Raw genomic sequence first — 24,924 nt, 5'->3', positions numbered from 1 at the left:
CCCGAGCCCCCTGTTCCGCATGGTCCACCATGCGGAACAGGGGGCTTCTCGCGTCGTACGGAGGTTTTCCCGTTTGATCTGCCCAACTGCGTGTGACCTGGGATGACTTGACTGGTTGGAGCGCGATGCCCCGAACTCGGGGCATTTGTCGACCGTCCGGATCTCAGGTCTGCAACTCCGCATTGCGACCTGTTCATTTGGCACTTTCTTGACTGTAATGTTCGGCCGTCAAGACCGAGCCTCGACTCGTCGGATCCCTGGGGTGGACCAATGCGAATATTCAAGTCCAGAGCCGCTGGAGCGGTCGTCACGGCACTCGCCGTCGCGCTGATCGCCACCGGCTGCTCCAGCGAGCGCGACGAGAAGGGTGGCGCCGCGGACGGCGCCAAGGACACCTTCGTCTTCGGCGGCCCCGGCGACCCCGGTTCGCTGGACCCCGCGCTCGCCAGCGACGGCGAGACCTTCCGGGTCACCCGCCAGGCGTTCGAGGCCCTGCTCGCGCACGAGTCGGGCGGCAGCGAACTGGCCCCCGCGCTCGCCGAGAAGTGGTCCAGCGACCCGTCCGGCAAGGTCTGGACGTTCAACCTCCGCAAGGACGTGACCTTCCACGACGGCGAGAAGTTCAACGCCGCCGCCGTGTGCGCCAATTACGACCACTGGTTCAACTGGAAGGGCACGTACCAGTCCAGCGCGGTCTCCTACTACTGGCAGACCATCATGGGCGGCTTCGCGAAGAACGAGGACCCCGAGACGCCGAAGGCGAACTACAAGTCCTGCACCGCGACGGACGACAGCACCGCCGTCATCGAGGTCAACGAGCCCTCCGCGAACCTGCCCGGCGGCTTCTCCCTCCAGGCGCTGGCGATCCACTCGCCCAAGGCGCTCCAGGAGTACGCGAAGCAGGACGCCACCGCCAAGGGTGACGCCATCACCTACCCCGAGTACAGCCAGGTGGCGGGCACGGTCGCGGGCACCGGACCGTACAAGATCGCCAAGTGGAACAAGGGCAACAAGGAAGTCACCCTGGAGCGCTTCGACGGCTACTGGGGCGCCAAGGCGAAGATCAAGAACCTGGTCTTCCGCACCCTCGACACCGAGGACGGCCGCCGCCAGGCCCTCCAGGCCGGTGACATCGACGGCTACGACCTGGTCGCGCCCGCCGATGTGAAGACCCTGGAGAGCGCGGGCTTCCAGGTCCCCACGCGTGACGTCTTCAACATCTTCTACGTCGGCATGAGCCAGGAGAAGAACAAGGCGCTCCAGAAGCCCGAGGTCCGGCAGGCCATCGCGCACGCCATCGACCGCGAGAACCTGGTCAAGACCCAGCTTCCCGAAGGCGGCGTCGCGGCCACCCAGTTCATGCCCGACACGGTCGCCGGCTACTCGGACGCCGTACAGAAGTACCCCTTCGACACCAACAAGGCCAAGCAGCTCCTCGGGGACGCCGACGAGAGCGGCCTGAAGATCGAGTTCTGCTACCCGACCGAGGTCACCCGCCCGTACATGCCCGCTCCGCAGGACATGTTCGAGCTGATGAAGGCCGACCTGGAGAAGGCCGGCATCACCGTCACGCCCAAGCCCATGAAGTGGGCGCCGGACTACCTGGACGCCACCGAGGCGGGCAGCTGCGCCCTGCACATGCTGGGCTGGACCGGTGACTTCAACGACGGCTACAACTTCATCGGCACCTGGTTCGCCGAGTACGACAAGCAGTGGGGCTTCAAGGACAAGAACGTCTTCGCCGCGCTGAAGGCCGCGTCGACCGAGACGGACGCGACCAAGCGCGTGGAGCTCTACAAGAAGGCCAACGAGACGGTCATGGCGTACCTGCCGGGCGTGCCGATCTCCTCGTCGCCGCCGGCGATCGCCTTCGCCGACGACGTCAACCCGCCGAAGGTCTCCCCGCTGACGCAGGAGAACTTCGCCGAGGTGTCGTTCAAGTAACCCGACTGTCAGGGTCCGCCCGGCCGGCGGCGCACCACAACCCCGGCCGGGCGGACCCTGGTCCACGTCCGGCGTTCCGACCACGCCGATGCCCGGCGTCGTGCGTCCCCGGCGTACGGCGCCGGTGGACGTCCCACGGCCGTCCCGCTGTTCTCGACCGTTTCGGACCACTCCGACCGTTCCCGACTGTTCCCAACCATTCCTGACCGTTGTTCTCGACGCACCGAAGAAAGGGGCACGCGGGGTGCTGCGACTTGTCGCACGACGACTGCTACAGCTGATACCCACCCTGCTCGGCCTGTCGGTTCTGCTCTTCCTCTGGCTGAACCGACTGCCCGGCGGACCCGCATCGGCCATCCTGGGCGAGCGCGCCACCGAGGCCGAAGTGGCCCGGATCAACCGGGCGTTGGGACTCGACGAGCCCGTATGGGTCCAGTACGGACGGTTCCTCAAGCGGATCTTCCAGCTGGACCTCGGCACCTCCACCCAGACCGGCCAGCCCGTGTGGGACGAGTTCACCCTCCGCTTCCCGGCGACCGTCGAACTCAGTGTCGCCGCCATCCTCATCGCCGTCGTGGTGGGCGTCCCGCTCGGCTACTTCGCCGCCCGGCGGCGCGGCAGCTGGCTCGACGTGACCGCCGTGTCGGGCTCGCTGCTCGGCATCTGCATCCCGGTCTTCTTCCTGGCCCTGCTCCTCAAGGGCCTCTTCGCCGTCAACCTCGGGATCTTCCCCAGCTTCGGGCGCCTGTCCACCGGCATCGACGCCACGAGGGTCACCGGATTCGCCGTCCTGGACGGCCTGTTGACCGGTGAGTTCGACGCCTCCTGGGACGCGATCACCCACTTGGTCCTCCCCGCCGTCGCGCTCGCGTCCATCCCGCTCGCCGTCATCGTGCGGATGACCCGGGCCAGCGTGCTCGAAGTGCTCGGCGAGGACTATGTCCGTACGGCGGAGTCCAAGGGCCTGGACAAGCGCGTCGTACGCGTCCGGCACGTCCTGCGCAACGCGCTGCTGCCGGTCATCACCGCCGTCGGTCTGCTCACCGGAAGCCTGCTGTCCGGCGCGGTCCTCACCGAGTCGGTCTTCAGCTTCGGCGGGATCGGCTCCTTCATCCGCACGTCGATCGACGCCCGCGACTACCCGGTGCTCGTCGGCTTCATCCTCTTCATCGCGCTGGTGTACGTCCTGATCAATCTGCTGGTCGACGTGGCGTACAGCCTCATCGACCCGAGAGTGCGGGTGCACTGACGTGAACGCCATCCCCAACGTGACTCCGAACATGACGAAGAAGGCCGACAAGATCGACCGGCTCGCCCAGCTCACCGAACGGACCGAGACCACCTCGGGCGCCGGTCTGTGGCGCGAGGCGTTCCGGCGGCTGCGCACCAGCAAGACGGCGCTCATCGGCGGCGCGGTCATCGGTCTGTTCGTGCTCATCGCGATCGTCGGCCCGTGGCTCGCCCCGCACAGCCCCACCGCGCAGAACTGGCGCGGCGAGGTCTTCTCCAACCAGGGACTGTTCGTCGGCCCGCGGGCCGAGAACTGGTTCGGCCTCGACCACCTCGGGCGCGACGAGTTCTCCCGGATGCTCGTCGGCGCCCGCCAGACGCTGCTCGTCGGCGTGGTGTCCATGCTCATCGGCCTGGTGTCCGGCGCGCTCATCGGCGCCCTGTCCGGCGCTGCGGCGACGCTCGGCGGCGAGCCCGGCAGGCGGCTCGACACCGTCATCATGCGGGTCACCGACATCATGCTCGCGCTGCCCTCGCTGCTGCTGGCGGTCTCCGTCGCGGCGGTGCTCGGCCAGTCGCTGACCACCGTGATGATCGCGGTGGGTGTGGTCCAGGTACCCGTGTTCGCCCGCCTGTTGCGCGGCTCGATGCTCGCGCAGGGCGGCTCGGACTATGTGCTGGCGGCCAAGGCGGTCGGCATCCGCAAGCGCCGTATCGTCCTCACCCAGATCCTGCCCAACTCGCTCAGCCCGGTCATCGTCCAGGCGACGCTCAGCCTCGCCACCGCGATCATCGAGGCCGCCGCGCTGTCCTACCTCGGCCTCGGCACCCCGGACCCGGCGATCCCCGAGTGGGGCGTCATGCTGTCGCAGGCCCAGCGCTTCTTCGACAACGCGCCGATGATGTCGGTCTATCCGGCGGTCGGGATCATCGTCACCGCCCTCGGCTTCACGATGCTCGGTGAGGCGATGCGGGAAGCTCTCGACCCCAAGCTGCGAGGCTGAAGTCCCATGTCACTTCTGTCAGTTGACGCACTGTCGGTCACCTTCGCCGGGCACACCACGGGACCGCGGCGGGGCAAGGGCCGGGACCAGGCGCCGCGCGGCACCAGGGCCGTCGACGGCGTCTCCTTCGACGTCGCCGAGGGCCAGGTCGTGGGCCTGGTCGGCGAGTCCGGCTGCGGCAAGTCCGTCACCGCGCTCGCCCTGATGGGGCTGCTCCCGCGCAAGGGAGTGAGCGTCGGCGGACGCGCCGAGTTCGACGGCGTGGACCTGCTGACCCTCGGCGAGAAGAAGATCCGCGACCTGCGCGGCAGCCAGCTCGCCATGATCTTCCAGGACCCGCTCTCCTCCCTCAACCCGGTCGTCCCCATCGGCGTCCAGGTCACCGAGATCCTGACCCGCCACCGCGGCCTCAAGGGCGAAGCCGCCCGCAAGGAGGCCGCGTCACTGCTCGACCGCGTCGGAATCCCCGACCCGGACCGGCGGTTGAAGGAGTACCCGCACCAACTGTCCGGCGGTATGCGGCAGCGCGCACTCATCGCCATGGCGGTCGCGTGCGCGCCCCGGCTGCTGATCGCGGACGAGCCGACGACGGCCCTCGACGTCACCATCCAGGCGCAGATCCTCGAACTCCTCAAGGAGTTGGTGGACCAGGAGGGCACCGCGCTTCTGATGATCACTCACGACCTGGGCGTGGTGGCCGGGTTGTGCGACCAGGTCAACGTCCTCTACGCGGGGCGTGCGGTGGAGACCGCGGGCCGCCGCGAACTGTTCGCCCACCCCACGCATCCGTACGCGCACGGCCTGCTCGGCTCCATCCCGCGCCTCGACGCGCCGCGCGGCGAACCGCTGCGGCCGATCCGGGGGTCCATCAACGACAAGATCGCGTGGGCCGACGGCTGCGCGTTCGCGCCCCGGTGCGACTTCTACACGATGGAGTGCCTGACGGGCACACCCGAACTCACCGAACCGCGCGCCGCCGGGCACCAGGTGCGCTGCGTCAACCCGGTCCTGCCGGCGAACGCGACGGTGACGGCGAACGCGCCGACGACGGCGGCGGCGACGGCGACGGACCTGGACACGGCCGACGACGACGCCGACACCGGTGCCCACGGCCCGGTCGGTCCGGCCGACACCGACGGCGACACCGACATCGACGGCCCGGTCGGTCCGGCTGAACCCACGGCGGAGGTCTCCTCATGAGTCTGCTCGAACTGGACGGCGTCAAGGTCCACTTCCCCGTCAGGAAGGGCGTCTTCTTCGACCGTACGGTCGGCCACGTGTACGCCGTCGACGGTGTCTCGCTGAAGGTCGAGGCGGGCCAGACGTACGGCCTCGTGGGCGAGTCTGGCTGCGGCAAGACGACCCTCGGCCGCGCCGTCCTGCGCCTCGTCGACATCACCGACGGCGCGGTCGTCTTCGACGGCACGGACCTGGCGAAGCTGCCCGACGAGGAGATGCGGAGCATCCGCCACCGGCTCCAGATGGTCTTCCAGGACCCGCTCGGCAGCCTCAACCCCCGGCAGAACATCGAGTCGATCCTCTCCGAGGGCATGGCGGCGCACGGCATCGGCGCCGACCAGGACGAGCGGCGCGAGCGGATCAAGAAGATCCTCGCGGAGGTCGGCCTGCCGGCCAACGCGCTCTCCCGCTACCCGCACGAGTTCTCCGGCGGCCAGCGCCAGCGCATCGGCATCGCGCGGGCACTGGTCCTCGAACCGGACGTGATCATCTGCGACGAGCCGGTCTCCGCGCTGGACGTCTCCATCCAGGCGCAGGTCATCAACCTCCTGGAGGAACTCCAGGAGTCCAAGGGCCTGACCTATCTGGTCATCGCCCACGACCTGGCCGTGGTCCGCCACATCTCGGACGTCATCGGGGTCATGTACCTGGGCTCGCTGGTCGAGGAGGCCCCGAGCGACGCCCTGTACGCGGGGCCGAAGCACCCGTACACCCGGGCCCTCATGTCGGCGGTCCCGGTGCCGGACCCGGACGTCGAGGACCGCCGCGAGCGCATCCTGCTCCACGGCGACCTGCCGTCCCCGGCGGCCCCGCCGGCCGGCTGCCGCTTCCACACCCGCTGCCCGTGGAAGCAGGAGACCCGCTGCGCGACGGAACGCCCGGAACTGACGGTGCTGACGGACGGCCACCGGGTCGCCTGCCACTTCGCGGCCGAGATCGAGGCCGGGACGGTGGAACGGACGAGGGCGACGGGCATCGAGGCGGTGACGGAGACGGAGCCGGAGGCCCTGACGGAACTGGTGTGAGACGCGGGGGGTGACGCCGGGGGCCCGGTGAGGCACCTGGCGTCACGGGGGCGTGAGTCGACCGGTCGGGACCGGGTGGCCACGGAGCCGTGTGAGCAGGCCCACGGGGGCGGGCCGGCACGGGGCCCGGGGGTGCGCGGTAGAACTGTCGCGTGCTCCAGGAACTGTTCACGCCCTCGGTCCAGCACTCGCTCGACCTCGCCGGCATCTTCGTCTTCGCGATATCCGGGGCCCTGCTCGCCGTCCGCAAGAACTTCGACGTCTTCGGCATGGCGGTCCTCGCCGAGGCCACCGGACTGGGCGGCGGCCTGCTCCGGGACCTGATCATCGGAGCCGTACCGCCCGCGGCCGTCACGGACCTCGGCTACTTCACGATGCCGCTGGTCGCCACGGTGCTGGTCTTCTTCCTGCATCCGCACGTCGAACGCATCCAGGGCGCGGTGAACGTCTTCGACGCGGCGGGGCTGGGCCTGTTCTGCGTGACCGGCACGGTGAAGGCGTACGAGTACGGGCTCGGCCTCACCGCGTCCGCCGTGCTCGGCCTGGCCACGGCGGCGGGCGGCGGTGTGGTGCGCGACATCCTCGCCAACGAAGTGCCGTCGCTGCTGCGCTGGGACCGCGACCTGTACGCGGTGCCCGCGATCGTCGGCGCCACGACCGTGGTGATCTGCATCCGGTTCGACGCTCTGAACGGCGTCACGAGCGGGCTCGCGGCCCTCATGGCCTTCGTGCTGCGGCTGCTGGCGATGCGCTTCCACTGGCGGGCCCCGCGCGCGTACAACCGGCGCTCCACGGCGACGGAGGAGCCGACGGAATCGCGACCGTGAGCGGGCGGGCGTCGAGGCGCGGTGGGCGGGGCGTGGGCGGTCGGGAGCGAGGCGGGTGGTCGAAAACTTAAGCTACCGCTTAGTAATGCCTTGTTGTACCGTTCTGTTCATGGCACAGGCAGCGCAGGCATCCTCCGCGGACAGCGAGTTCGACCGCGACACCTCCGTCACCCTTCGCGAACCGGGCGTCTACGACGCCGACCTCTCCCCGGGCTGGGCGATCCTCTCCGCCGTCAACGGCGGCTATCTGCTGGCGATCGTGGCCCGCGCCCTGCGCGACGCGCTGCCGCACCCCGACCCCTTCACGGTCACCGCCCACTATCTGACCCCGTCGAAGCCCGGCCCGGCGGTCGTCCGTACGGAGGCGGTACGCACCGGACGTACCCTCGCCACCGGCCAGGCGTCGCTCTACCAGTACGAGCCGGACGGCACGGAGGTCGAACGTGTCCGGGTCCTCGCGGCCTACGGCGCGCTGGACTCCCTCACGGACGACGTCCGTACGTCGGTGAAGCCGCCCACGCTGCCGCCGCCGGACCAGTGCCTCGGTACGGAGGACGGGCCGGCGGCCTTCCCGGGCGAGTCGGGCTTCGCGCACCGCGTGGTGGTGCGACTGGACCCGGAGACGGCGGGCTGGGCGTTCGGCGCCCCGTCCGGCCGGGGCGAGGTACGCGGCTGGTTCTCGCTGGCCGACCACCGCGAGCCGGACCCGCTCTCGCTGCTGCTGACGGTGGACGCCTTCCCGCCGACCGCCTTCGACCTCGGGCTGATGGGCTGGACCCCGACGGTCGAGCTGACCACCCACATCCGGGCCCGCCCCGCGCCCGGACCGCTGCGGGTCTTCGTCACCACCCGCAACCTCGCGGGCGGCCATCTGGAGGAGGACGCGGACGTCTGGGACAGCGCGGACCGCCTGGTCGCCCAGTCCCGGCAACTCGCCAGGGCCCCTCGCGGGGCTGGGGCCCCGGGCGCGCGGTAGGGCGTACGGGGACGGGCGGGGGGACCCGGGCGGGGGACACCGGGCCTTCTGCTCCTCGCCGCGCAATGTTGGTCCACTCGCGGAGCGGTCGGCGGGGGCGGCCCGTTCCAGGCCGCGTGCCGCAGCCGCGCACCGCACGGCGAGGGCCACGCTCTCGCGCCGGGCCGCTCTCGCGCCGGCCGCGTGCGTGGCCTGGCGGTCGGCCCGAACCCGACCCGGACCCGGAGCGGAGCCGCGCGGACAGTCGTCCGCTCCGGCGCCGTCGATGATCCCGCCGCGCCCGCCGCGCCCGGCCCGCCCGTCCCGCCCGCCGCGCCCGTCCCGCCCGCCGCGCCCGGTGCGCGGTCGTGCAGTCCGTCGCCCCCGGCTCCCGGTCGACGCGGCGGCTCGTTCCAGGCCGCGTGCCGCAGCCGCGCACCGCACGGCGAGGGCCACGCGCTCGCGCCGGGCCGCTCTCGCGCCGGGCCGCTCTCGCGCCGGGCCGCTTTCGCGCCGGCGGCGTGCGTGGCCTGGCGGTCGGCCCGAACCCGACCCGGACCCGGAGCGGAGCCGCGCGGACAGTCGTCCGCCCCGGCGCCGTCGATGATCCCGTCCCGCCCGTCCCGCCCGCCGCGCCCGCCGCGCCCGGTGCGTGGTCGTGCAGTCCGTCACCCCCGGCTCCGTGGTCCGCGGGGGCCGCGACCAGGAACGGGAGTCCGTCGTGGGAGGGGCCCGCCCGGGGCGGGCTCGGGTGCCTGTCGGCCCTCGCGCCGGGCCGTCCGCAGGCCGCCGCCTCGCGGTAATGCCGCCCGTCGCTCCCGGCCCGGGACTCCGTCGTCCGCCAGGTGGTCCGTGGGGTCCGCGAGGGCCGCGACCAGGAACGGGAGTCCGCCCGGGACGGGCCCGCCCGGGTGTGGTCCCCCAGTGCCCGCCCGCCCCCGCGCCCTGCCGCGCCCCTCCACGCCCCGCCCTCCGTGATCCGCCGTCGGCCCGGCTCGTAGAATCGTGCGCACCATGGCCTATCTCGATCACGCCGCGACCACCCCGATGCTGCCCGAGGCGATCGAGGCGATGACCGCCCGGTTCGCCGAGACCGGCAACGCGTCCTCGCTGCACGCCGCCGGGCGGCGGGCCCGGCGTACCGTCGAGGAGGCGCGCGAAGAACTCGCCGAGGCCCTCGGCGCCCGGCCCAGCGAGATCGTCTTCACGTCGGGCGGCACGGAGGCCGACAACCTCGCCGTGAAGGGCCTCTACTGGTCCCGCCGCGACGCCGACCCCGCCAGGACCCGGGTGCTCGCCAGCCCCGTGGAGCACCACGCGGTCCTCGACGCCGTCGACTGGCTCGGCGAACACGAGGGCGCGAACGTCGAGTACCTGCCCGTGGACCGTTACGGCAGGGTCTCGCCGGACGCCCTGCGCGAGGCCGTCGAGCGCGACCCCGACGACGTGGCGCTGGCCACCGTGATGTGGGCGAACAACGAGATCGGCACCCTCCTCCCGGTACCCGAACTCGCCGAGGTCGCGGCGGAGTTCGGCATTCCGCTGCACTCGGACGCCGTCCAGGCGTTCGGCCAGACGGAGGTGGACTTCGCCGCGTCCGGACTCGCCGCGATGACCGTCTCCGGGCACAAGATCGGCGGCCCGTACGGGGTCGGCGCACTGCTCCTCGGCCGCGAGTACACCCCCGTCCCCGTCCTGCACGGCGGCGGCCAGGAGCGCCACGTACGCTCCGGGACCCTCGACGTCCCGGCGATCGCCGCGTTCGCCGTCGCGGGGCGGCTCGCCGCCGAACGGCGCGACCGGTTCGCCCGCGACATCGGCGCCCTGCGGGACGAGTTGATCGCCTCCGTACAGAGGGCCGTCCCGGACGCCGTCCTCGGCGGTGACCCCGTCCACCGCCTCCCCGCCAACGCCCACTTCAGCTTCCCCGGCTGCGAGGGCGACTCCCTGCTCCTGCTGCTGGACGCGCAGGGGATCGAGTGCTCGACCGGGTCGGCCTGTACGGCGGGGGTCGCCCAGCCCAGTCACGTCCTGCTGGCCACCGGCACCGATCCCGAACTGGCGCGCGGCACCCTGCGGTTCTCCCTCGGCCACACCTCCACCGAGGCCGACGTCAAGGCGGTCGCCTCGGCGATCGGCCCGGCGGTCCGGCGCGCCCGCACGGCCGGGCTCAGCTGACGCGTCGGACCCTCGCGCCGGGCCTGACGCGGGCCGTGGTTCAGCGGGTCCGGTAGCGCGCGTAGATCAGTCCGCTGTCGAAGGCGCGTTCCTCGACCAGGTCGAGATCGAGGCGCACGCCGTCGGGGAAGAACCGCTTGCCGCCGCCGACCACGCTCGTGGTGAGGAACAGGTGGTACTCGTCCACCAGGCCCGCCGCGATCGCCTGGGCCGCGAGGTTCGGGCCGTTGACGGTGATGTCGTGGTCCGACTCGGCCTTGAGCCTGCGCACCGCGTCCGGGTCGAAGCGCCGCTCGATCCTGGTCCTCTCGCTGGACACCGACTCCAGGGTCGTGGAGTACACGATCTTTTCCGCCGCCTGCCAGTCGCGGGCGAACTGGAGGATGTGCGGCGGCCGGTCGGGCAGGGTGTGCGCGGTCTCCCAATAGACCATCGTCTCGTAGATCCGCCGGCCGTAGAGGTAGGTGCCGACGGGGCGGAAGAGGTCGCTGATGAAGGTGTGCACCTCCGGGTCCTCGGCCCCGGTCCCGAGACCGCCCTCCGCCGCCTCGGCGTAGCCGTCGAGCGAGGTGATCATCGAGTAGATGAGCTGTGCCATGCGCGTCTCCTTGGGTCCGGGCGCGTCGGTCCGCCGACGCTCCCGGGGAGTGTGACCCCCGTACGCCCCGGAACTCATCGACCGCCCGGCCGACAGGCCGAAGGGCCGGTTCCGTCGACCGGCCGGACCCCGTGCCCTCCTAAGGAGGGAGCCTCAACTGCCGGACGGCGCCGGGGTGCTGTCCGGATTCGCCCGCGCCCGCTTCACCAGCGTCATGTACCGGTCCCAGTCCCAGTGCGGTCCGGGATCCGTGTGGTCGGTGCCCGGCACCTCCACGTGCCCGATGATGTGCTTGCGGTCGACGGGTATCGCGTACCGCTCGCAGATCCCCGCCGTCAGCCGCGCCGACGACTCGTACATCTTGTCCGTGAAGTCCTCCGGCCGGTCCACGAAGCCCTCGTGCTCGATACCGACACCGCGTTCGTTGTACGAGCGGTTCCCCGCCTGGTACGCCACGTCCAGCTCGCGGATCATCTGCGCCACATGCCCGTCCTTGCGCACCACGTAGTGCGTGGCGGCCCGGTGCGCCGGGTCCTTGAAGACCTTCAGTGCCGTGCTGTAGCTGCCCTGCACGACATGGATGATCACCCGGTCCACGGTGTAGTCGTCGGGCCGGTCCGCGCGGCGCCAGTTCGCCGACGACGCCGCCACCCACTCGGCGCCCGCGTGGTCCAGCTCACCCGGTGTGCGCGGCTTCTCCACCCCCGGCACCCGGTACCACATCCGCGTGGCCTCGTCCTGGCCCGCGACGACCGCCAGCGTCCCGCCGCCCACCACCGCGGCGGCGCCGCCGATCAGCAGCGCCCGCCGCCCGATCCGCGGCCCCTCGCCGCCCGGAGCCGTACCCCCGCCGCCGCCCGCACCACTGCCCGCACCTGTGGGTCCACCGCTCACGGAGCCCCGCCTTCTCTTGCCCATGGACCGACAACGCATACTCGCGCGACTCTGGTTCCCCGGCACCCGTACGCTGGTAGGGCTATGACTCAGACACCCCAGCGCCCCCTCCGCGTCCTCGCCGCCATGTCCGGCGGTGTGGACTCCGCCGTCGCCGCCGCCCGCGCCGCCGAAGCCGGTCACGACGTCACCGGCGTCCACCTGGCGCTCTCCGCGAACCCGCAGTCGTTCCGCACGGGCGCGCGGGGCTGCTGCACCATCGAGGACTCGCGCGACGCGCGCCGGGCCGCCGACGTCATCGGCATCCCCTTCTACGTATGGGACCTCGCCGAGCGCTTCCGTGAGGATGTCGTCGAGAACTTCGTCGCCGAGTACGAGGCCGGGCGCACCCCCAACCCGTGTCTGCGGTGCAACGAGAAGATCAAGTTCGCGGCGCTGCTCGACAAGGCCCTCGCGCTGGGCTTCGACGCCGTCTGCACGGGCCACTACGCGACGGTCGTCACCACCGCCGACGGGACCCGTGAACTGCACCGGGCGAGCGACATGGCCAAGGACCAGTCGTATGTCCTCGGGGTGCTGGACGAGCGCCAGTTGGCGCATGCGATGTTCCCCCTGGGCGACACCCTCACCACGAAGGACGAGATCCGCGCGGAGGCGGAGCGGCGCGGTCTGGCCGTCGCGAAGAAGCCCGACAGCCACGACATCTGCTTCATCGCGGACGGCGACACCCAGGGCTTCCTCGCGGCCCGGCTCGGCAGCGCCGAGGGGGACATCCTGGACGAGTCCGGTGCCCGGGTCGGCACGCACGACGGGGCGCACGGCTTCACCATCGGGCAGCGCAAGGGCCTGCGGATCGGCCACCCGGCGCCGGACGGCAAGCCGCGCTACGTGCTGGACATCTCGCCCGTCGACAACACCGTGACGGTCGGCCCCGCCGCCGCCCTCGACGTGACCGCCCTGACGGCCATCAGGCCCCGCTGGTGCGGCGGTGCGGCTCCGGCGGGGGCCGCCGCGTACACGGCCCAGCTGCGCGCCCACGGCGACGAGACACCCGTGACCGCCGAACTGGTCGACGGGACGCTGCACGTCGACTTCACGGAGCCGGTACGGGGCGTGGCGCCCGGCCAGGCGATCGTGCTGTACGACGGCACCCGCGTGGTCGGCTCGGCGACGATCGCGACGACGCGCAGGCGAACGGAAGCCTTGACCGGTTGAGCCCGTGGCTCCGGTCGAGCCGGTCGAGTTGAGTCGCTGACCGACTGACCGACTGACCGACTGACCGACTGGCCGGGCTGCTTGGTCGACGGGCTGAACGGTTGAACCGGCTGAACCGGCCGATCCGCCCCGATCGGCCGACTCGCACGCGCCCCGCGGATCCGGCCGAGGAACGGCCCGGCCGGTCGGCCACAGCGGTCGCGCACTACCGCGATTTTCCGTCACCCGTTATACAAGCGTGACCAGACGGACCCTTGTGACTCCCACGGCGCCTGTCCCAAGGTCATGTATGCGCATACAGGCAGCGCATACATGCCGCCGCCTGCCGTCCGCTCCTGCTCTCCCCCAAGGAAGTACGACGCCATGACGCCTGTTCCCGCCCCCCGCCGCCGCACCGTCCTGGGCGGAGCCGCCCTCGGCACGCTCGCCGGCGCGGGCCTGTCCGCCCTCGACGCCCACGCCGCGACAGCCGCCCCGGCGGCGCCCGCCGGTACCGCCCCGGCCGGCCCGGTGTCGTACCGGAACAAGCAGCTTCTCGTCGCCGGCAAGCCCGCGCTCGTACTCGCCGGGGAGATCCACTACTTCCGCCTGAAGAAGGCCGACTGGCAGTCCAGGCTCGACAAGGCCAAGGCCGCCGGGCTCAACACCATCGCCTCCTACATCCCGTGGATGTGGCACGAACTGCCCGACGGCACCATCGACGTCACCGGCCGCAGCCGCCCCGAGCGCGACCTCGGTGCCTTCATCGACCTCTGCCACCGCAACGGCTTCCTCTTCGTCGCCCGCCCCGGCCCCTTCACCATGGCCGAACTGAAGGGCGAGGGTGTCCCCGAGCGGGTGCGGAAGGACCACCCCGAGATCATCTCCACCGGCTGGAACGACGCGCCCGCCACCACGCCCACCGTCGACTACCTCGCGCCCGCCTTCCTCAAAGAGGCGCGCCGCTGGTACGCGGCGGTCATGCCGGTCCTCGCGAAGCGGCTGCACGGCGCCGGGGGCCCCGTCGTCTCCGTACAGCTCGACAACGAGATCGGCATGCTGGCCTGGGTCAGCAACTCGCCCGACCTCACCGACCATGTGACGGCCGACTTCGACGGCTGGCTGCGCGAGGAGTACGGCAACGGGCTCGGCGACCGCTACCCCTTCGCGGGCGAGGACCTGGCCGGGCGCCGCAAGGCGATCCGCAACCCGAAGGACGCGTACGGCGCGGCCCTGATGCACGACCTGGGCCGCTTCATGCGGGGCCGTTTCGCCCGTTACGTCGCCGAACTGCGGTCCGCCGCCGAGGAGTACGGGGTCACCGGCGTCCCGTTCGTGATCAACATCCACGGCACCTCCGACAGCCGCGCCGAGCCCTTCCCCATCGGTATCAGCCAACTGATGGAGACCTACGGGGGTGTCGAGGGGATGATCTCCGGTGCGGACTTCTACCTCGGCGATCTGACGCTGCGGAACGTCACCGACCTGTATCTCGTCAACGCCTTCATGGACGCGGTCAACGACAAGGACCAGCCGGTCACGGCGCAGGAGTTCGACGCCGGGCACGCCGACTACGGGCAGAACCTGGACAGCCAGACCAGCCCCTCGGGCGTCGACCTCAAGACCCGTCTCTGTGTCGCGCAGGGCGCGAAAATGATCAACTACTACCTGTTCGCGGGCGGGTTCAACCCCAAGCTCGACAGGCCGACGGGCGACGGGAACGACCGGATCGGCATCACGGGCGAGCGGCACGGCTTCGCCGCCCCCGTCGATCCGGAGGGCCGCCCGGGGGTCAGCTACGCGCCGACGCGGCGGACAGTACGCGCGATGGGCGGCCTGGCCGACGTCCTCGCGCCGATGCGGACGACGTACGACGACGTGGCGCTCGGTTTCGTCCCCGATCACTATCTGACCGAATACCACCCGCCGGAGCTCGAATCCGTCCAGCGCGTGCTGGACGAGGCGGTGAACACGCGCGGCGCGGGGCCGCGCGGCTCGCTGGCGCGCGCGATGCTGCTCGGCGGTTTCCGCTACCGGGCCGTCAACCTCCAGGCGGGCGACCTGGACCCGGAGGCCGTACCGGTCCTCGCACTGGCCACCGGCGAGCATCTGGGGGCCGAACTCCAGCGGCGTCTCGTCCGTTACGTCGAGGCCGGCGGCAGACTGCTGCTGTCCGGGCGGCTGCCGGTCAAGGACATGGCCGACAAGCGCTGCACGGTGCTCGCGGACGCCCTGGGCCTCACCGCCGGCTCCACGCTCACCGACGCGAACCGCTTCTGGCTGTCGGTCACCGCCCACGGCTGGGCGGCGCCGCTTCCCGAAGTACGGCTCTCACGCGCCCAGTTGTGCGAGGCGGCCCGGGGGACGACGGTGCTGCGCGAACTGACCACCGGCAAGGGCTGCGGCTTCGACATCCCCCTCGGGCGGGGCCGCGCCGTGGTCATCACCACCGACTACCAGTGCGACCTGACCTTCTGGAACCGCGCCTTCCGGGCCCTGGACGCCGCCCCCGCCCTCCGGCACAGCGCGACCGGCCCCGGCGTCTTCCTGCTGACAACGGCGGACGGCGAGCGCGGACGGCTGCTGCACGCCTTCAACGTCTCCTCCGGTTACGACCAGGACTTCACCGTCACGGAGCACGGCAAGCCCCTCTTCGGCGGCGAGAAGCTGCGCCTTCCCGGCAGTACGGCGGCGATCCTGCCGCTCGGGCTGAACGCGGGCGGTCTGCGCCTCGCCTACGCCACGGCGGAACTCACCGGCGTCGCCGACGGGACGGCGACGTTCCGGGCGCTCGGCGGTCCGGGCGCGGAGTCGGTCGTCGCGGTGGAGGGGAGGGCGCGGTGCGACGGCGCCCGTGTCTCGACCGAGGGCGGCCGGACCGTACTGCGGGTACGGCGGACGGAGTTCACCGTGCGCCGCGCCTGACGCACCGCGACGGCGGTCACCCCCGCGTGGCCGCCGTCCCCGCCGCCCCGCCCTCGCGTCCACCGTTCTCACGCCGCTTCGGCGAAGAACTCCGCGAGGACCGGCGCCAGTACGTGCGGGGCCACGGTGTGCACCTGCCCCGTCAGGGTGCGCTGCCGCCCGCGCGGCAGCGCGTCCGCCACCGCCCGCGCCGCCGCCCGGGTCGGCGGCGGACTCGCGCCCCCCTCCACGACCATCGCCCGCGCCGTGATCCGCGCGAGCCGTTCCACCGGCACCGGCCCGGGGCCCACCACCGCGTGGTCGTAGACCAGGGTGTGCGCCAGTGCCGTCAGGCCCTGCCACATCGCCGCCCCACGCATCCTGGCCACCTCGTCGGGCGTTGTCCCGACCATGGCCAGGGACAGTTCGACCGCCTCGTCCCGCAGCCCGCGCGCCAGCAGATCGCCGAGCCGCGCCGGATAGCCCGCCCGCGCCGTCGAGACCGCCGCACCGGCCTCGTACGGAGGCTCGTACACGGCGAGTTGGGTGATCGGCAGCCCCGTCGCCGCCGCCTCCAGTGCCAGCGCGGCTCCCGAGGACGTTCCGTACACACACGCGCTGCCGCCCACCTCCTCAAGGAGGGCGGCGAGATCCGCGATCTCGTGCTCCACCGCGTACGGCGCCCTGTCGCCGCTGCCCCCGCGCCCGCGCCGGTCGTACGTCACGACGCTGAAGCGCGGTGCGAGGAGCGACGCCAGCGGCGCCTCCGTCTCCGCCGTGCTGAACGCGCCGCCCACCATGATCACCGGGGGCCCGTCGCCGCCCGTCCGCCGGTACGCGATGAGGGTGCCGTCACCCGACGTCGCACTTCCCACTGAGTTCATACGGGTACAGACCGGAGGCCCCACCGGAACTCATCGCTCGCGGCGCGGACCGGGAGGAACTTCTTCAGGAAGGCGCCGCCGCCGCTGTCCCGGCGGGCGTCGTTCAGCCCGGGACGACCTCCGTCTCGTAGAAGCAGAAGTGGTCCTTGATCGCCGCGACCTCGTCCTTCGGCTGGGGGTAGGCCCAGACCAGGTCCTGCGCGTCCGGCAGCGACCAGTACGAGGCGTCGCCCTTGAACGGGCAGTGGGTCGTCGTGTCCGACGGGCTCAGCAGCTCCGTACGGACGTCCTCCGGCGGCAGGTAGTAGCGCACCGGCAGCCCGGTCTCGCGCAGCAGCAGCGGCCGGCGGCTCTCCGCGACGACCTGCCCGTCCCGTACGACACGCACGTGCTCCGTGCCCTGGTCGACGGTGATGGTGTGGCCCTTGGCCATGACGATCGGCTCCTTCGGTCGGCGGGCGGGGGCCCGTCGGTGCGGACCTCCTTACTACTGTCAGCAACGGCCGGACACGCTCTCTTCCCGGAGAGGTCACCCGGATACCGTGGTGTCATGAACATCTGTGTCTTCCTCTCCGCCGCCGAACTGGACGAGCGCTACACCCGCCCCGCCCGAGAGTTCGCCGAACTCCTCGGCAAGGGCGGTCACACGCTCGTCTGGGGCGGTTCGGACGTCGGGCTGATGAAGGTCGTCGCCGACGGGGTCGAGGAGGCCGGAGGGCGGCTCGTGGGCGTCTCCGTCGGCTTCCTGGGCGCCTCGATGCGGGCACGGGCGGACGAGATGGTGATCGCCGCGGACCTCGCCGAACGCAAGGCGCTGCTGCTCGCCAAGTCCGAGGCCGTCGTCATCATGGTCGGCGGCACCGGCACGCTGGACGAGGCGACCGAGATCCTGGAACTGAAGAAGCACGGCCTGCACGACAAGCCGGTGGTGCTGCTCAACACGGCGGGCTTCTACGACGGTCTGAAGGAGCAGTTCCTCCGGATGGACCGCGAGGGCTTCCTCCCGCTGCCCCTCACCGACCTGGTGTTCTTCGCGGAGGACGCGGTCGGTGCCCTCGCCTATCTGGAGGAGTCCGCCGGAATGAGCTGACCCGGCGGGCACGCGCGCGCGTGCCCCTGGGCGGCGCCCTACCGCCCCATCCGCCGCCTCCTGTGACCGCCGCGGGAGCGCCCAGGTGGCGCCCCGGCCGCTCCGTACGACCGGCCCGTGGGGTGATGCGAACATGACCCCATGGCTACCCATCTGATCACCGGCGCGGGCTCCGGCATCGGCGCCGCCGTCGCGCGCCGGCTCCACGAGCGCGGCGACGACCTGCTGCTCTTCGCCCGCGACGCCGGCCGCGCCAAGGAACTCGCCGCCGCCCTCCCCGGCGCCCGTACGCTCGTCGGCGATCTCGCCACCCCCGACCGGCTCTCCTGGGCGCTCTCCCACCAGACGCTCCCGGACCGGCTGGACTCGCTCCTGCACATCGCGGGCGTCGTGGACCTCGGCCCCGTCGGCGAACTGACCCCCAAGGCGTGGACCGGTCAGCTGAACGTGAATCTCGTCGCCCCCGCCGAGCTGACCCGCCTCTTCCTGCCCCAACTGCGCGCCTCACGGGGCCAGGTGGTGTTCCTCAACTCGGGCGCCGGACTGAACGCGCACGCCACCTGGGGCGCGTACGGCGCCTCCAAGCACGGCCTCAAGGCGCTCGCCGACGCCCTCCGTGAGGAGGAGCGGCCGAACGGCGTGCGCGTCACGTCCGTCTACCCGGGCCGCACCGCCACCCCGATGCAGGTCCGGGTGCACGGTCAGGAGGGCAAGGAGTACGACGCGTCCCGCTGGATCGACCCGGAGTCGATCGCCACCACCGTCCTCACCGCCCTGGACCTGCCGCGCGACGCGGAGATCAACGACCTGACGGTGCGGCCGGGACGGTGAACGTGACGGAGAACGGGAACGGACCGGACCCCAGGGGCGCGCACGGCGACCGGGACCGGGGCGGCAACGGGGAAGGAGACCGGGACGGCAACGGGAGCCGGGACCGCGAGCGGAACCGGAGCGAGGCGCCGGCCTCCGGCGTCCCGGCGGCCCCGCCGTGGGGCGCGGCCACCGGCGTCGGCTCCCTGCCCGGCGACGAGGCGCGCGAGACCGCCAAGAGCGTCACCGGCACCTTCGAGGACTTCCCGCACCTCGCCGAACTGCCCGCGCGCGGCCCCGGCGCCGACATGATCGGCCGCACCGCCGGACTCCTCGTCGAGGTCTTCGCCCGTGTCGAACCCAGCGGCTGGCGCATCGGCGACCGCCCCGGCCGCGACACCCGCCGCGCCCGCTCCCTGCTCGGCGAGGACCTCGACGCGCTCGAAGAGTTCGCCCAGGGATACGAAGGCCCCCTGAAGATCCAGGTCACCGGCCCCTGGACGCTCGCCGCGGCCCTGGAACTGCGCAACGGGGAGTCGGCGCTCAGCGACCCCGGAGCCTGCCGCGACCTGACCGGCTCCCTGGTCGAAGGGGTGACCGCGCACCTCGCGGACCTACGGCGCCGGGTGCCGGGCGCCCGGCCCGTGCTGCAACTCGACGAGCCGTCCCTCACCGCCGTCCTGCGCGGACACATCAGGACGGCCAGCGGCTACCGCACCCACCGCGCCGTCGACCGGCAGGTCGTGGAGGACGCGCTGCGCCAGGTCATCCGGGTGAACGACGGGCCCGCCGTCGTCCACTCCTGCGCCCCGGACGTGCCGTTCGCGCTGCTGCGCCGGGCGGAGGCGGCGGCCGTGTCGTTCGACTTCTCTCTGCTCACCGAGCGTGACGACGACCCGATCGGGGAAGCGGTGGAGGCGGGCGTGCGGCTCTTCGCCGGGGTGGTGCCGGGCACCGACGGCCCGTTGTCCGACCCGGGAGGTAGCGTCATGGGCATCAGAACGCTGTGGCGCAGGCTGGGGCTGGATCCGGGGATTCTCGCGGAGTCCGTGGTGATCACTCCGGCGTGCGGACTGGCGGGTGCTTCGCCCGCCTACGCCCGTGCCGCCATGGCGCACTGTGTCAGGGCGGCGCGATCCCTCGCGGACAACCCTGAGTGACATTCGAGACAGGCTCGCGCTGATCCGGTGCGCGCGGCGACGTGGTGGGAACGGGAGGACGAGACGGTGGCTGGCGAACAGCGGACGACGGTGCCCGCGGCGGCGCGCGAGAAGCACGCGCATCTCGCCGAGCAGATCGAGGAACACCGGTTCCGGTACTACGTGAAGGACCAGCCGGTCGTCAGCGACGGCGAGTTCGACACGCTGCTGCGTGCCCTGGAGGCACTGGAGGAGGAGTACGCGGAGCTGCGCACGCCCGACTCACCGACCCAGAAGGTCGCGGGGGCCTACGAGACGGAGTTCACCGCGGTCGAGCACCGCGAACGCATGCTCTCCCTCGACAACGCCTTCGACGAGGAGGAACTGGCCGCCTGGGCGGACCGGGTCGCCCGGGAGGTCGGCGCCCCCGGCTTCCACTTCCTGTGCGAGCTGAAGGTCGACGGACTCGCCGTCAATCTGACGTACGAGCAGGGCAGGCTGACCCGCGCCGCGACCCGCGGCGACGGCCGCACCGGCGAGGACATCACGCCCAACGTCCGGACGATCGCCGAGATCCCGCACCGGCTGACCGGCGACCGCGTCCCGGAGCTGGTCGAGATCCGCGGTGAGGTCTACTTCCCGATGGAGGGCTTCCAGGAGCTCAACGCCCGGCTGGTCGCGGCCGGTGACAAGCCGTTCGCCAACCCCCGCAACGCGGCGGCCGGTTCGCTGCGCCAGAAGGACCCCCGGATCACCGCGTCACGCCCGCTCCACATGGTGGTGCACGGCATCGGCGCGCGGCAGGGCTTCGCCATCGACCGGCTCTCGCACGCGTACGAACTCCTGGAGGAGTGGGGCCTGCCGGTCGCCCGGCACAACAAGGTGGTCGAAGACCTCGCCGGGGCACGGGAGTTCATCACCCACTTCGGCGACCACCGGCACTCGGTGGAGCACGAGATCGACGGCGTCGTGCTCAAGCTGGACGAGATCCCCCTCCAGGGGAGACTCGGCTCGACCTCCCGCGCCCCGCGCTGGGCGATCGCCTGGAAGTACGCGCCGGAGGAGGTCAACACCAAGCTGGTCGACATCCGGGTCGGTGTCGGACGCACCGGCCGGGTCACCCCGTACGCGGTGGTCGAGCCGGTCCATGTCGCCGGTTCCGAGGTCGAGTTCGCCACCCTCCACAACCAGGACGTGGTGAAGGCCAAGGGCGTCCTCATCGGTGACACGGTCGTGCTGCGCAAGGCCGGCGACGTCATCCCGGAGATCCTCGGCCCGGTCGCCGATCTGCGGGACGGCAGCGAGTACGAGTTCGAGATGCCGGAGGTGTGCCCCGAGTGCGGCACGGGGCTGCGCGCCATGAAGGAGGGCGACATCGACCTCCGCTGCCCAAACGGCCGTTCCTGTCCCGCCCAGTTGCGCGAGCGGCTGTTCTACCTCGGCGGGCGCAAGTGCCTGGACATCGAGAACTTCGGCTACGTGGCCGCCGCCGCGCTGACGAAGCCGCTGGAGCCGCCGACACCCCCGCTGCTGGACGAGGGGGACCTCTTCACCCTCACCGTGGAGCAGTTGCTGCCCATCAAGGCGTACGTCCTCGACATGGACACCGGCCTGCCCAAGCGGGACCCGGAGACGGGTGAGGAGAAGATCGCCACCGTCTTCGCCAACCAGGAGGGCGCGCCGAAGAAGAACGCGCTGGCGATGCTGGAGCACATCGAGGCGGCCAAGCAGCGCCCGCTGGCCCGTGTCATCGCCGGGCTGTCCATCCGGCACGTGGGCCCGGTCGCCTCGGTCGCGCTGGCCCGGGAGTTCCGGTCCGTCGACCGTATCGAACAGGCCACGGAGGAGGAGCTGGCGGCCGTGGAGGGCGTCGGCCCGACGATCGCCGCCTCGCTCAAGGAGTGGTTCGCGGAGGACTGGCACCGCGAGATTCTCCGCAAGTGGCGGGAGGCCGGGGTCCGGATGGAGGAGGAGGGCTCCGACGAGGACGAGGGACCGCGCCCGCTCGCGGGCCTCACGGTGGTCGTAACGGGCACCCTCGACCACCACACCAGGGATGGCGCGAAAGAGGCCCTCCAGACGCTCGGAGCGAAGGTGACCGGCGCCGTGTCGAAGAAGACCGCCTTCGTGGTGGTCGGTGACAACCCCGGGTCCAAGTTCGACAAGGCGATGCAGTTGAAGGTGCCGGTCCTGGACGAGGCGGGCTTCGCCGTCCTCCTCACGGACGGCCCCGACGCGGCGCGGGAAGCCGCTGTACAGGCGCCGGAGGCGGCCGAGGAGGGGACGGCGAAACCGGACAAGGACACCCCCGCAGACGCCTGACGGAGCGTCTGCGGAGAACGGGGAAGAGTGACCGAACGGGCACAACGAGCAGTCGTAGCTCACCCGTTCGGCGCATACCAGATGGATCCGGAAGGGCGGGTTGCATTCGGGCAACAGCGGGAGAGCGCTGCCCGCTCACCCCGTTCGCGGCCTACTGTTGGGGGGTACGCCTGTCGTGCACGGCTGCGTGTGGGAGATCAGTCGTGGTGGCATGACAACGTGCCATCGCGTGATAACGGCACTGCCGGCTGTGAGAGGGACGGGAATGAAACCGACCGAGAGCGCCGCCCCGGTCTCACGCCCGCGCGGATTCGCGGGACTTGGAGGCACGTCGGCCCGTGTGCCTCTCGCCGTGGTGGCGGTCGCCGCCGCCGTACTGGCACTCGGCATCGCCCAGCACCTCCGGGACGGGCAGGCGCTCTTCCCGGACGGCACCACGGGCTGGTCGCTCGCCGTCCTCACCGGCATCGTCGTCGGGCATCTCGTCGCGCTCGGCCGCGACCGCTGGTGGGGCGGCACGGGCTCCGGCGCCGCCCTGACCCTCGCGGTGCTGCTCCTGTACGGCTGGGTGGCCGCCGGGCTGGTCAGCCTCGCCGTCGTGGTGCTGGTCGGAGTCGCCCGCAGACACCGCTGGCGCCAAGGCGCGCTGCACGGCGCCGTGGACATCCTCGGCATCGGGGCGGCGGCCCTGGTCCTGCGCGCCTTCGGCCACGTACCGACGGTCGCGGAGCCCTGGCTGCCCCTCCACTGGGGGATCGGCACCGTCCCCGAGATCGTGCTGGCGGCAGCGGCATATCTGGTGGTGACCCGGCTGCTGCTCTGGTACGCGCGGACCCCGGGCGCCGGCGGGCTGCCGACCGTGGCCCGCACGGCCCTGCTGCGGCAGTGCCTGCTCGCCGTCGCGCTCCTCGGCATCACCCCGCTGATCTGCGTGGTCGCCGTGGCCCGGCCGGTGGTGCTGCCGCTGTTCGCGGTCCCGCTCGTCGCGCTCGACTCCACGCTCTGGATCGCCAGGGCGCGGGCCGAGGAGCAGTTGCGCGACCCGCTGACCGGGCTGCCCAACCGGCAGTGGCTCCTGGAGCGCACCTGGGCCGCGCTGGAGGAGGCCAAGACACTCGGAGAGCGCTCCGCACTGGTCCTGATCGACCTCGACCGGTTCCGCTCCGTCAACGACACACTCGGTCATCTCGCGGGCGACAGACTGCTGTTGCAGATAGCGGAGCGGCTCAAGCAGGCCCTGCCGCGCGGGGCGGAGGCCGCGCGGCTCGGAGGTGACGAGTTCGCCGTCCTGCTGCCCCTGGTCGACTCCACCACCAGCGCCCAGCGCGTGGCCCGCCATCTCGCGGCCGAACTGTCCTCACCGCTCGACCTGGACGGACTCACGCTCGTCCTGGAGGCGAGCGCGGGCGTCGCCGTCCACCCCGAGCACGCGGTGGACGCGGAAGGGCTGCTCCAGCGCGCCGACGTGGCGATGTACCAGGCCAAGCGGGACCGTACGGGCGTGGAGGTGTACGAGTCGAAGCGCGACTCCAACACCCCCGACCGGCTCGGCCTGCTGGGCGATCTGCGGCGCGCGCTCGACGCGGGCGACGTGGAACTGCACTACCAGCCGAAGGTCCGGTTCGACGGGCAGGTCGTCGGCCTGGAGGCGCTCGTACGGTGGGTGCATCCGGACCGGGGGAGAGTTCCCCCGGACGAGTTCATCGCGATCGCCGAGTCCTCGGGCCTGATGCCGCATCTGACGGAGTACGTCCTGGAGTCGGCCCTCGCGCAGGTCGCCCGCTGGCGCGCCCAGGGCCTGTACGTACCGGTGGCCGTCAACGTCTCGCCACGTGACGTCCACGCCCCGGGCTTCGCCGGGGCGGTCGCCGCACGGCTGGCCCGGCACGGGGTCCCGGCCGGCGCGCTCCAACTGGAGATAACCGAACACGTACTGCTGGAGGACCCGCAGCGGGCCGCCGACACCATGGCGGGACTGACCGCGCACGGCGTCAAGATGTCCCTCGACGACTTCGGCACGGGCTACTCGTCACTGGTCCATCTGCGCCGCCTCCCGGTGAGCGAACTGAAGATCGACCGTTCCTTCGTGGCCCGGCTCGCCATCGACAACGAGGACGCGGAGATCGTCCGCTGCACCATCGACCTGGCGCACTCGCTGGGCCTGGTGGTCGTCGCCGAGGGCGTCGAGGACGACGAGACCTGGGAGCGCCTGCGCGACCTGGGCTGCGACGCGGTCCAGGGCTGGCTGGTGGCCGCCGCGATGCCGTCGCACGAGGCGACGTCCTGGCTGCTGGCCCGCGGCGAGACGGGCTGGCGCCGCCCGCCGACCGTGCCGGCCCTGGAGCCGCCGCGCAGCGACACCTCGGGGACGTCGAGCCGCGTGGTGAAGTAGCCGCGGCGTACGCGTCCGCGAAGCCGCCGTGGCGCCCCGCTCGTACGCCGTGGGGTCCGCGCCGGGTACGCCCCGGACGGCTCCGTCCGTGAGCGGCGGGCCCCGCGTCCGTACGCCCCGACGTCCATGCCCGCAGGCCCGATGTTCCGTGCCCGTACGGTGAGTTGGCCGGGACGGGGCGGCGTCACGTACGCCCGCCGGGGCGGTGCCGGGACCGCGGGTCCGGGCGTGCTTCGGTAAACCGTTTCGTGGGCACGGTGCCGGGACCCATAGGATTGGGCCAAAGTCCCGACAC

Annotated in this window: 19 protein-coding genes; 15 read left to right on the top strand and 4 right to left on the bottom strand. The window is 71.9% G+C overall.

The window, feature by feature from the left end; translation table 11 throughout:
* The first annotated feature begins 270 nt into the window (after positions 1-270).
* The 8 genes from OG875_RS07800 (at position 271) to OG875_RS07765 (ending at position 10,402) form a co-directional block, all read left to right on the top strand.
* The gene (locus tag OG875_RS07800) at positions 271-1,944 is read left to right on the top strand and encodes an ABC transporter substrate-binding protein (RefSeq protein ID WP_330173485.1); all 1,674 of its coding nucleotides are present in this window, start codon (positions 271-273) and stop codon (positions 1,942-1,944) included.
* 244 nt (positions 1,945-2,188) lie between these two features.
* On the top strand, positions 2,189-3,193 hold the full coding sequence (locus tag OG875_RS07795) for an ABC transporter permease (RefSeq protein ID WP_330173484.1): 1,005 nt from the start codon (positions 2,189-2,191) through the stop codon (positions 3,191-3,193).
* Between the two features lie 31 nt (positions 3,194-3,224).
* Complete coding sequence (locus OG875_RS07790; protein WP_330177645.1) at positions 3,225-4,178, top strand: ABC transporter permease; 954 nt, start codon at positions 3,225-3,227, stop codon at positions 4,176-4,178.
* A 6-nt stretch (positions 4,179-4,184) separates the two neighbouring features.
* Entirely contained in the window at positions 4,185-5,378 is a 1,194-nt protein-coding gene (locus tag OG875_RS07785) for an ABC transporter ATP-binding protein (RefSeq protein ID WP_443079077.1), read from the top strand.
* Positions 5,375-6,442: an ABC transporter ATP-binding protein gene (locus tag OG875_RS07780; RefSeq protein ID WP_330173483.1), complete on the top strand. Its 1,068-nt coding sequence runs from the start codon at positions 5,375-5,377 to the stop codon at positions 6,440-6,442. The genes OG875_RS07785 and OG875_RS07780 overlap by 4 nt, the downstream gene beginning before the upstream one ends.
* Before the next feature lie 152 nt (positions 6,443-6,594).
* The gene (locus OG875_RS07775) at positions 6,595-7,269 is read left to right on the top strand and encodes a trimeric intracellular cation channel family protein (protein ID WP_330173482.1); all 675 of its coding nucleotides are present in this window, start codon (positions 6,595-6,597) and stop codon (positions 7,267-7,269) included.
* A gap of 109 nt (positions 7,270-7,378) precedes the next feature.
* Positions 7,379-8,245 (top strand): thioesterase family protein, encoded by an 867-nt coding sequence (locus tag OG875_RS07770; RefSeq protein WP_330173481.1) that lies wholly within the window; start codon positions 7,379-7,381, stop codon positions 8,243-8,245.
* 993 nt (positions 8,246-9,238) lie between these two features.
* Positions 9,239-10,402 carry a cysteine desulfurase family protein gene (locus OG875_RS07765; protein ID WP_330173480.1) on the top strand — a complete coding sequence of 388 codons (1,164 nt, stop codon included), beginning with the start codon at positions 9,239-9,241 and terminating at the stop codon, positions 10,400-10,402.
* 40 nt (positions 10,403-10,442) lie between these two features.
* Here the strand turns inward: OG875_RS07765 and OG875_RS07760 are convergent, their stop codons facing one another.
* Positions 10,443-11,000 carry a dihydrofolate reductase family protein gene (locus OG875_RS07760; protein WP_330173479.1) on the bottom strand — a complete coding sequence of 186 codons (558 nt, stop codon included), beginning with the start codon at positions 10,998-11,000 and terminating at the stop codon, positions 10,443-10,445.
* A 153-nt stretch (positions 11,001-11,153) separates the two neighbouring features.
* Entirely contained in the window at positions 11,154-11,918 is a 765-nt protein-coding gene (locus OG875_RS07755) for an N-acetylmuramoyl-L-alanine amidase (protein WP_443079076.1), read from the bottom strand.
* A gap of 60 nt (positions 11,919-11,978) precedes the next feature.
* Between OG875_RS07755 and mnmA the strand changes: the two genes are divergently transcribed.
* Both mnmA and OG875_RS07745 read left to right on the top strand, forming a co-directional pair.
* Positions 11,979-13,109 (top strand): tRNA 2-thiouridine(34) synthase MnmA, encoded by a 1,131-nt coding sequence (gene mnmA, locus OG875_RS07750; protein ID WP_330173478.1) that lies wholly within the window; start codon positions 11,979-11,981, stop codon positions 13,107-13,109.
* 363 nt (positions 13,110-13,472) lie between these two features.
* Positions 13,473-16,013, top strand: a complete 2,541-nt coding sequence (locus OG875_RS07745; RefSeq protein ID WP_330173477.1) for a beta-galactosidase — start codon at positions 13,473-13,475, stop codon at positions 16,011-16,013.
* 68 nt (positions 16,014-16,081) lie between these two features.
* On the opposite strand, the gene OG875_RS07740 is transcribed toward OG875_RS07745, so the two are convergent.
* On the bottom strand, positions 16,082-16,867 hold the full coding sequence (locus OG875_RS07740) for an alpha/beta fold hydrolase (protein WP_443079247.1): 786 nt from the start codon (positions 16,865-16,867) through the stop codon (positions 16,082-16,084).
* Between the two features lie 112 nt (positions 16,868-16,979).
* Positions 16,980-17,309 carry a DUF427 domain-containing protein gene (locus OG875_RS07735; RefSeq protein ID WP_443079075.1) on the bottom strand — a complete coding sequence of 110 codons (330 nt, stop codon included), beginning with the start codon at positions 17,307-17,309 and terminating at the stop codon, positions 16,980-16,982.
* Between the two features lie 117 nt (positions 17,310-17,426).
* Here OG875_RS07735 and OG875_RS07730 point away from each other — a divergent pair, with 117 nt between their 5' ends.
* The 5 genes from OG875_RS07730 to OG875_RS07710 all read left to right on the top strand — a co-directional run bounded on the left by OG875_RS07730 (position 17,427) and on the right by OG875_RS07710 (position 24,629).
* On the top strand, positions 17,427-17,966 hold the full coding sequence (locus tag OG875_RS07730) for a TIGR00730 family Rossman fold protein (protein ID WP_330173475.1): 540 nt from the start codon (positions 17,427-17,429) through the stop codon (positions 17,964-17,966).
* A gap of 141 nt (positions 17,967-18,107) precedes the next feature.
* Positions 18,108-18,797: an SDR family oxidoreductase gene (locus OG875_RS07725; RefSeq protein WP_330173474.1), complete on the top strand. Its 690-nt coding sequence runs from the start codon at positions 18,108-18,110 to the stop codon at positions 18,795-18,797.
* Positions 18,798-18,799: 2 nt separating this feature from the next.
* Positions 18,800-19,936 (top strand): methionine synthase, encoded by a 1,137-nt coding sequence (locus tag OG875_RS07720; RefSeq protein ID WP_330173473.1) that lies wholly within the window; start codon positions 18,800-18,802, stop codon positions 19,934-19,936.
* 66 nt (positions 19,937-20,002) lie between these two features.
* On the top strand, positions 20,003-22,237 hold the full coding sequence (ligA, locus tag OG875_RS07715) for an NAD-dependent DNA ligase LigA (protein ID WP_330173472.1): 2,235 nt from the start codon (positions 20,003-20,005) through the stop codon (positions 22,235-22,237).
* Between the two features lie 265 nt (positions 22,238-22,502).
* Positions 22,503-24,629, top strand: coding sequence for a putative bifunctional diguanylate cyclase/phosphodiesterase (locus OG875_RS07710; protein ID WP_330173471.1), 2,127 nt, complete (start codon positions 22,503-22,505; stop codon positions 24,627-24,629).
* The last annotated feature ends 295 nt before the right edge of the window (positions 24,630-24,924 follow it).

The sequence above is a fragment of the Streptomyces sp. NBC_01498 genome, from assembly GCF_036327775.1.
Lineage (GTDB): Bacteria > Actinomycetota > Actinomycetes > Streptomycetales > Streptomycetaceae > Streptomyces.
Note: the sequence above shows the minus strand (reverse complement) of the source record. Positions and strands in the feature narration are given on the sequence as shown.

Coding starts and splice junctions, on each gene's coding strand:
- OG875_RS07710 (WP_330173471.1), top strand. CDS start 22,503: ATGAAACCGACCGAGAGCGCCGCCCCGGTCTCACGCCCGCGCGGATTC.
- OG875_RS07745 (WP_330173477.1), top strand. CDS start 13,473: ATGACGCCTGTTCCCGCCCCCCGCCGCCGCACCGTCCTGGGCGGAGCC.
- OG875_RS07725 (WP_330173474.1), top strand. CDS start 18,108: ATGGCTACCCATCTGATCACCGGCGCGGGCTCCGGCATCGGCGCCGCC.
- OG875_RS07765 (WP_330173480.1), top strand. CDS start 9,239: ATGGCCTATCTCGATCACGCCGCGACCACCCCGATGCTGCCCGAGGCG.
- mnmA (WP_330173478.1), top strand. CDS start 11,979: ATGACTCAGACACCCCAGCGCCCCCTCCGCGTCCTCGCCGCCATGTCC.
- OG875_RS07770 (WP_330173481.1), top strand. CDS start 7,379: ATGGCACAGGCAGCGCAGGCATCCTCCGCGGACAGCGAGTTCGACCGC.
- OG875_RS07730 (WP_330173475.1), top strand. CDS start 17,427: ATGAACATCTGTGTCTTCCTCTCCGCCGCCGAACTGGACGAGCGCTAC.
- OG875_RS07755 (WP_443079076.1), bottom strand. CDS start 11,918: ATGGGCAAGAGAAGGCGGGGCTCCGTGAGCGGTGGACCCACAGGTGCG.
- OG875_RS07760 (WP_330173479.1), bottom strand. CDS start 11,000: ATGGCACAGCTCATCTACTCGATGATCACCTCGCTCGACGGCTACGCC.
- OG875_RS07735 (WP_443079075.1), bottom strand. CDS start 17,309: ATGGCCAAGGGCCACACCATCACCGTCGACCAGGGCACGGAGCACGTG.
- OG875_RS07780 (WP_330173483.1), top strand. CDS start 5,375: ATGAGTCTGCTCGAACTGGACGGCGTCAAGGTCCACTTCCCCGTCAGG.
- OG875_RS07790 (WP_330177645.1), top strand. CDS start 3,225: ATGACGAAGAAGGCCGACAAGATCGACCGGCTCGCCCAGCTCACCGAA.
- OG875_RS07800 (WP_330173485.1), top strand. CDS start 271: ATGCGAATATTCAAGTCCAGAGCCGCTGGAGCGGTCGTCACGGCACTC.
- OG875_RS07785 (WP_443079077.1), top strand. CDS start 4,185: ATGTCACTTCTGTCAGTTGACGCACTGTCGGTCACCTTCGCCGGGCAC.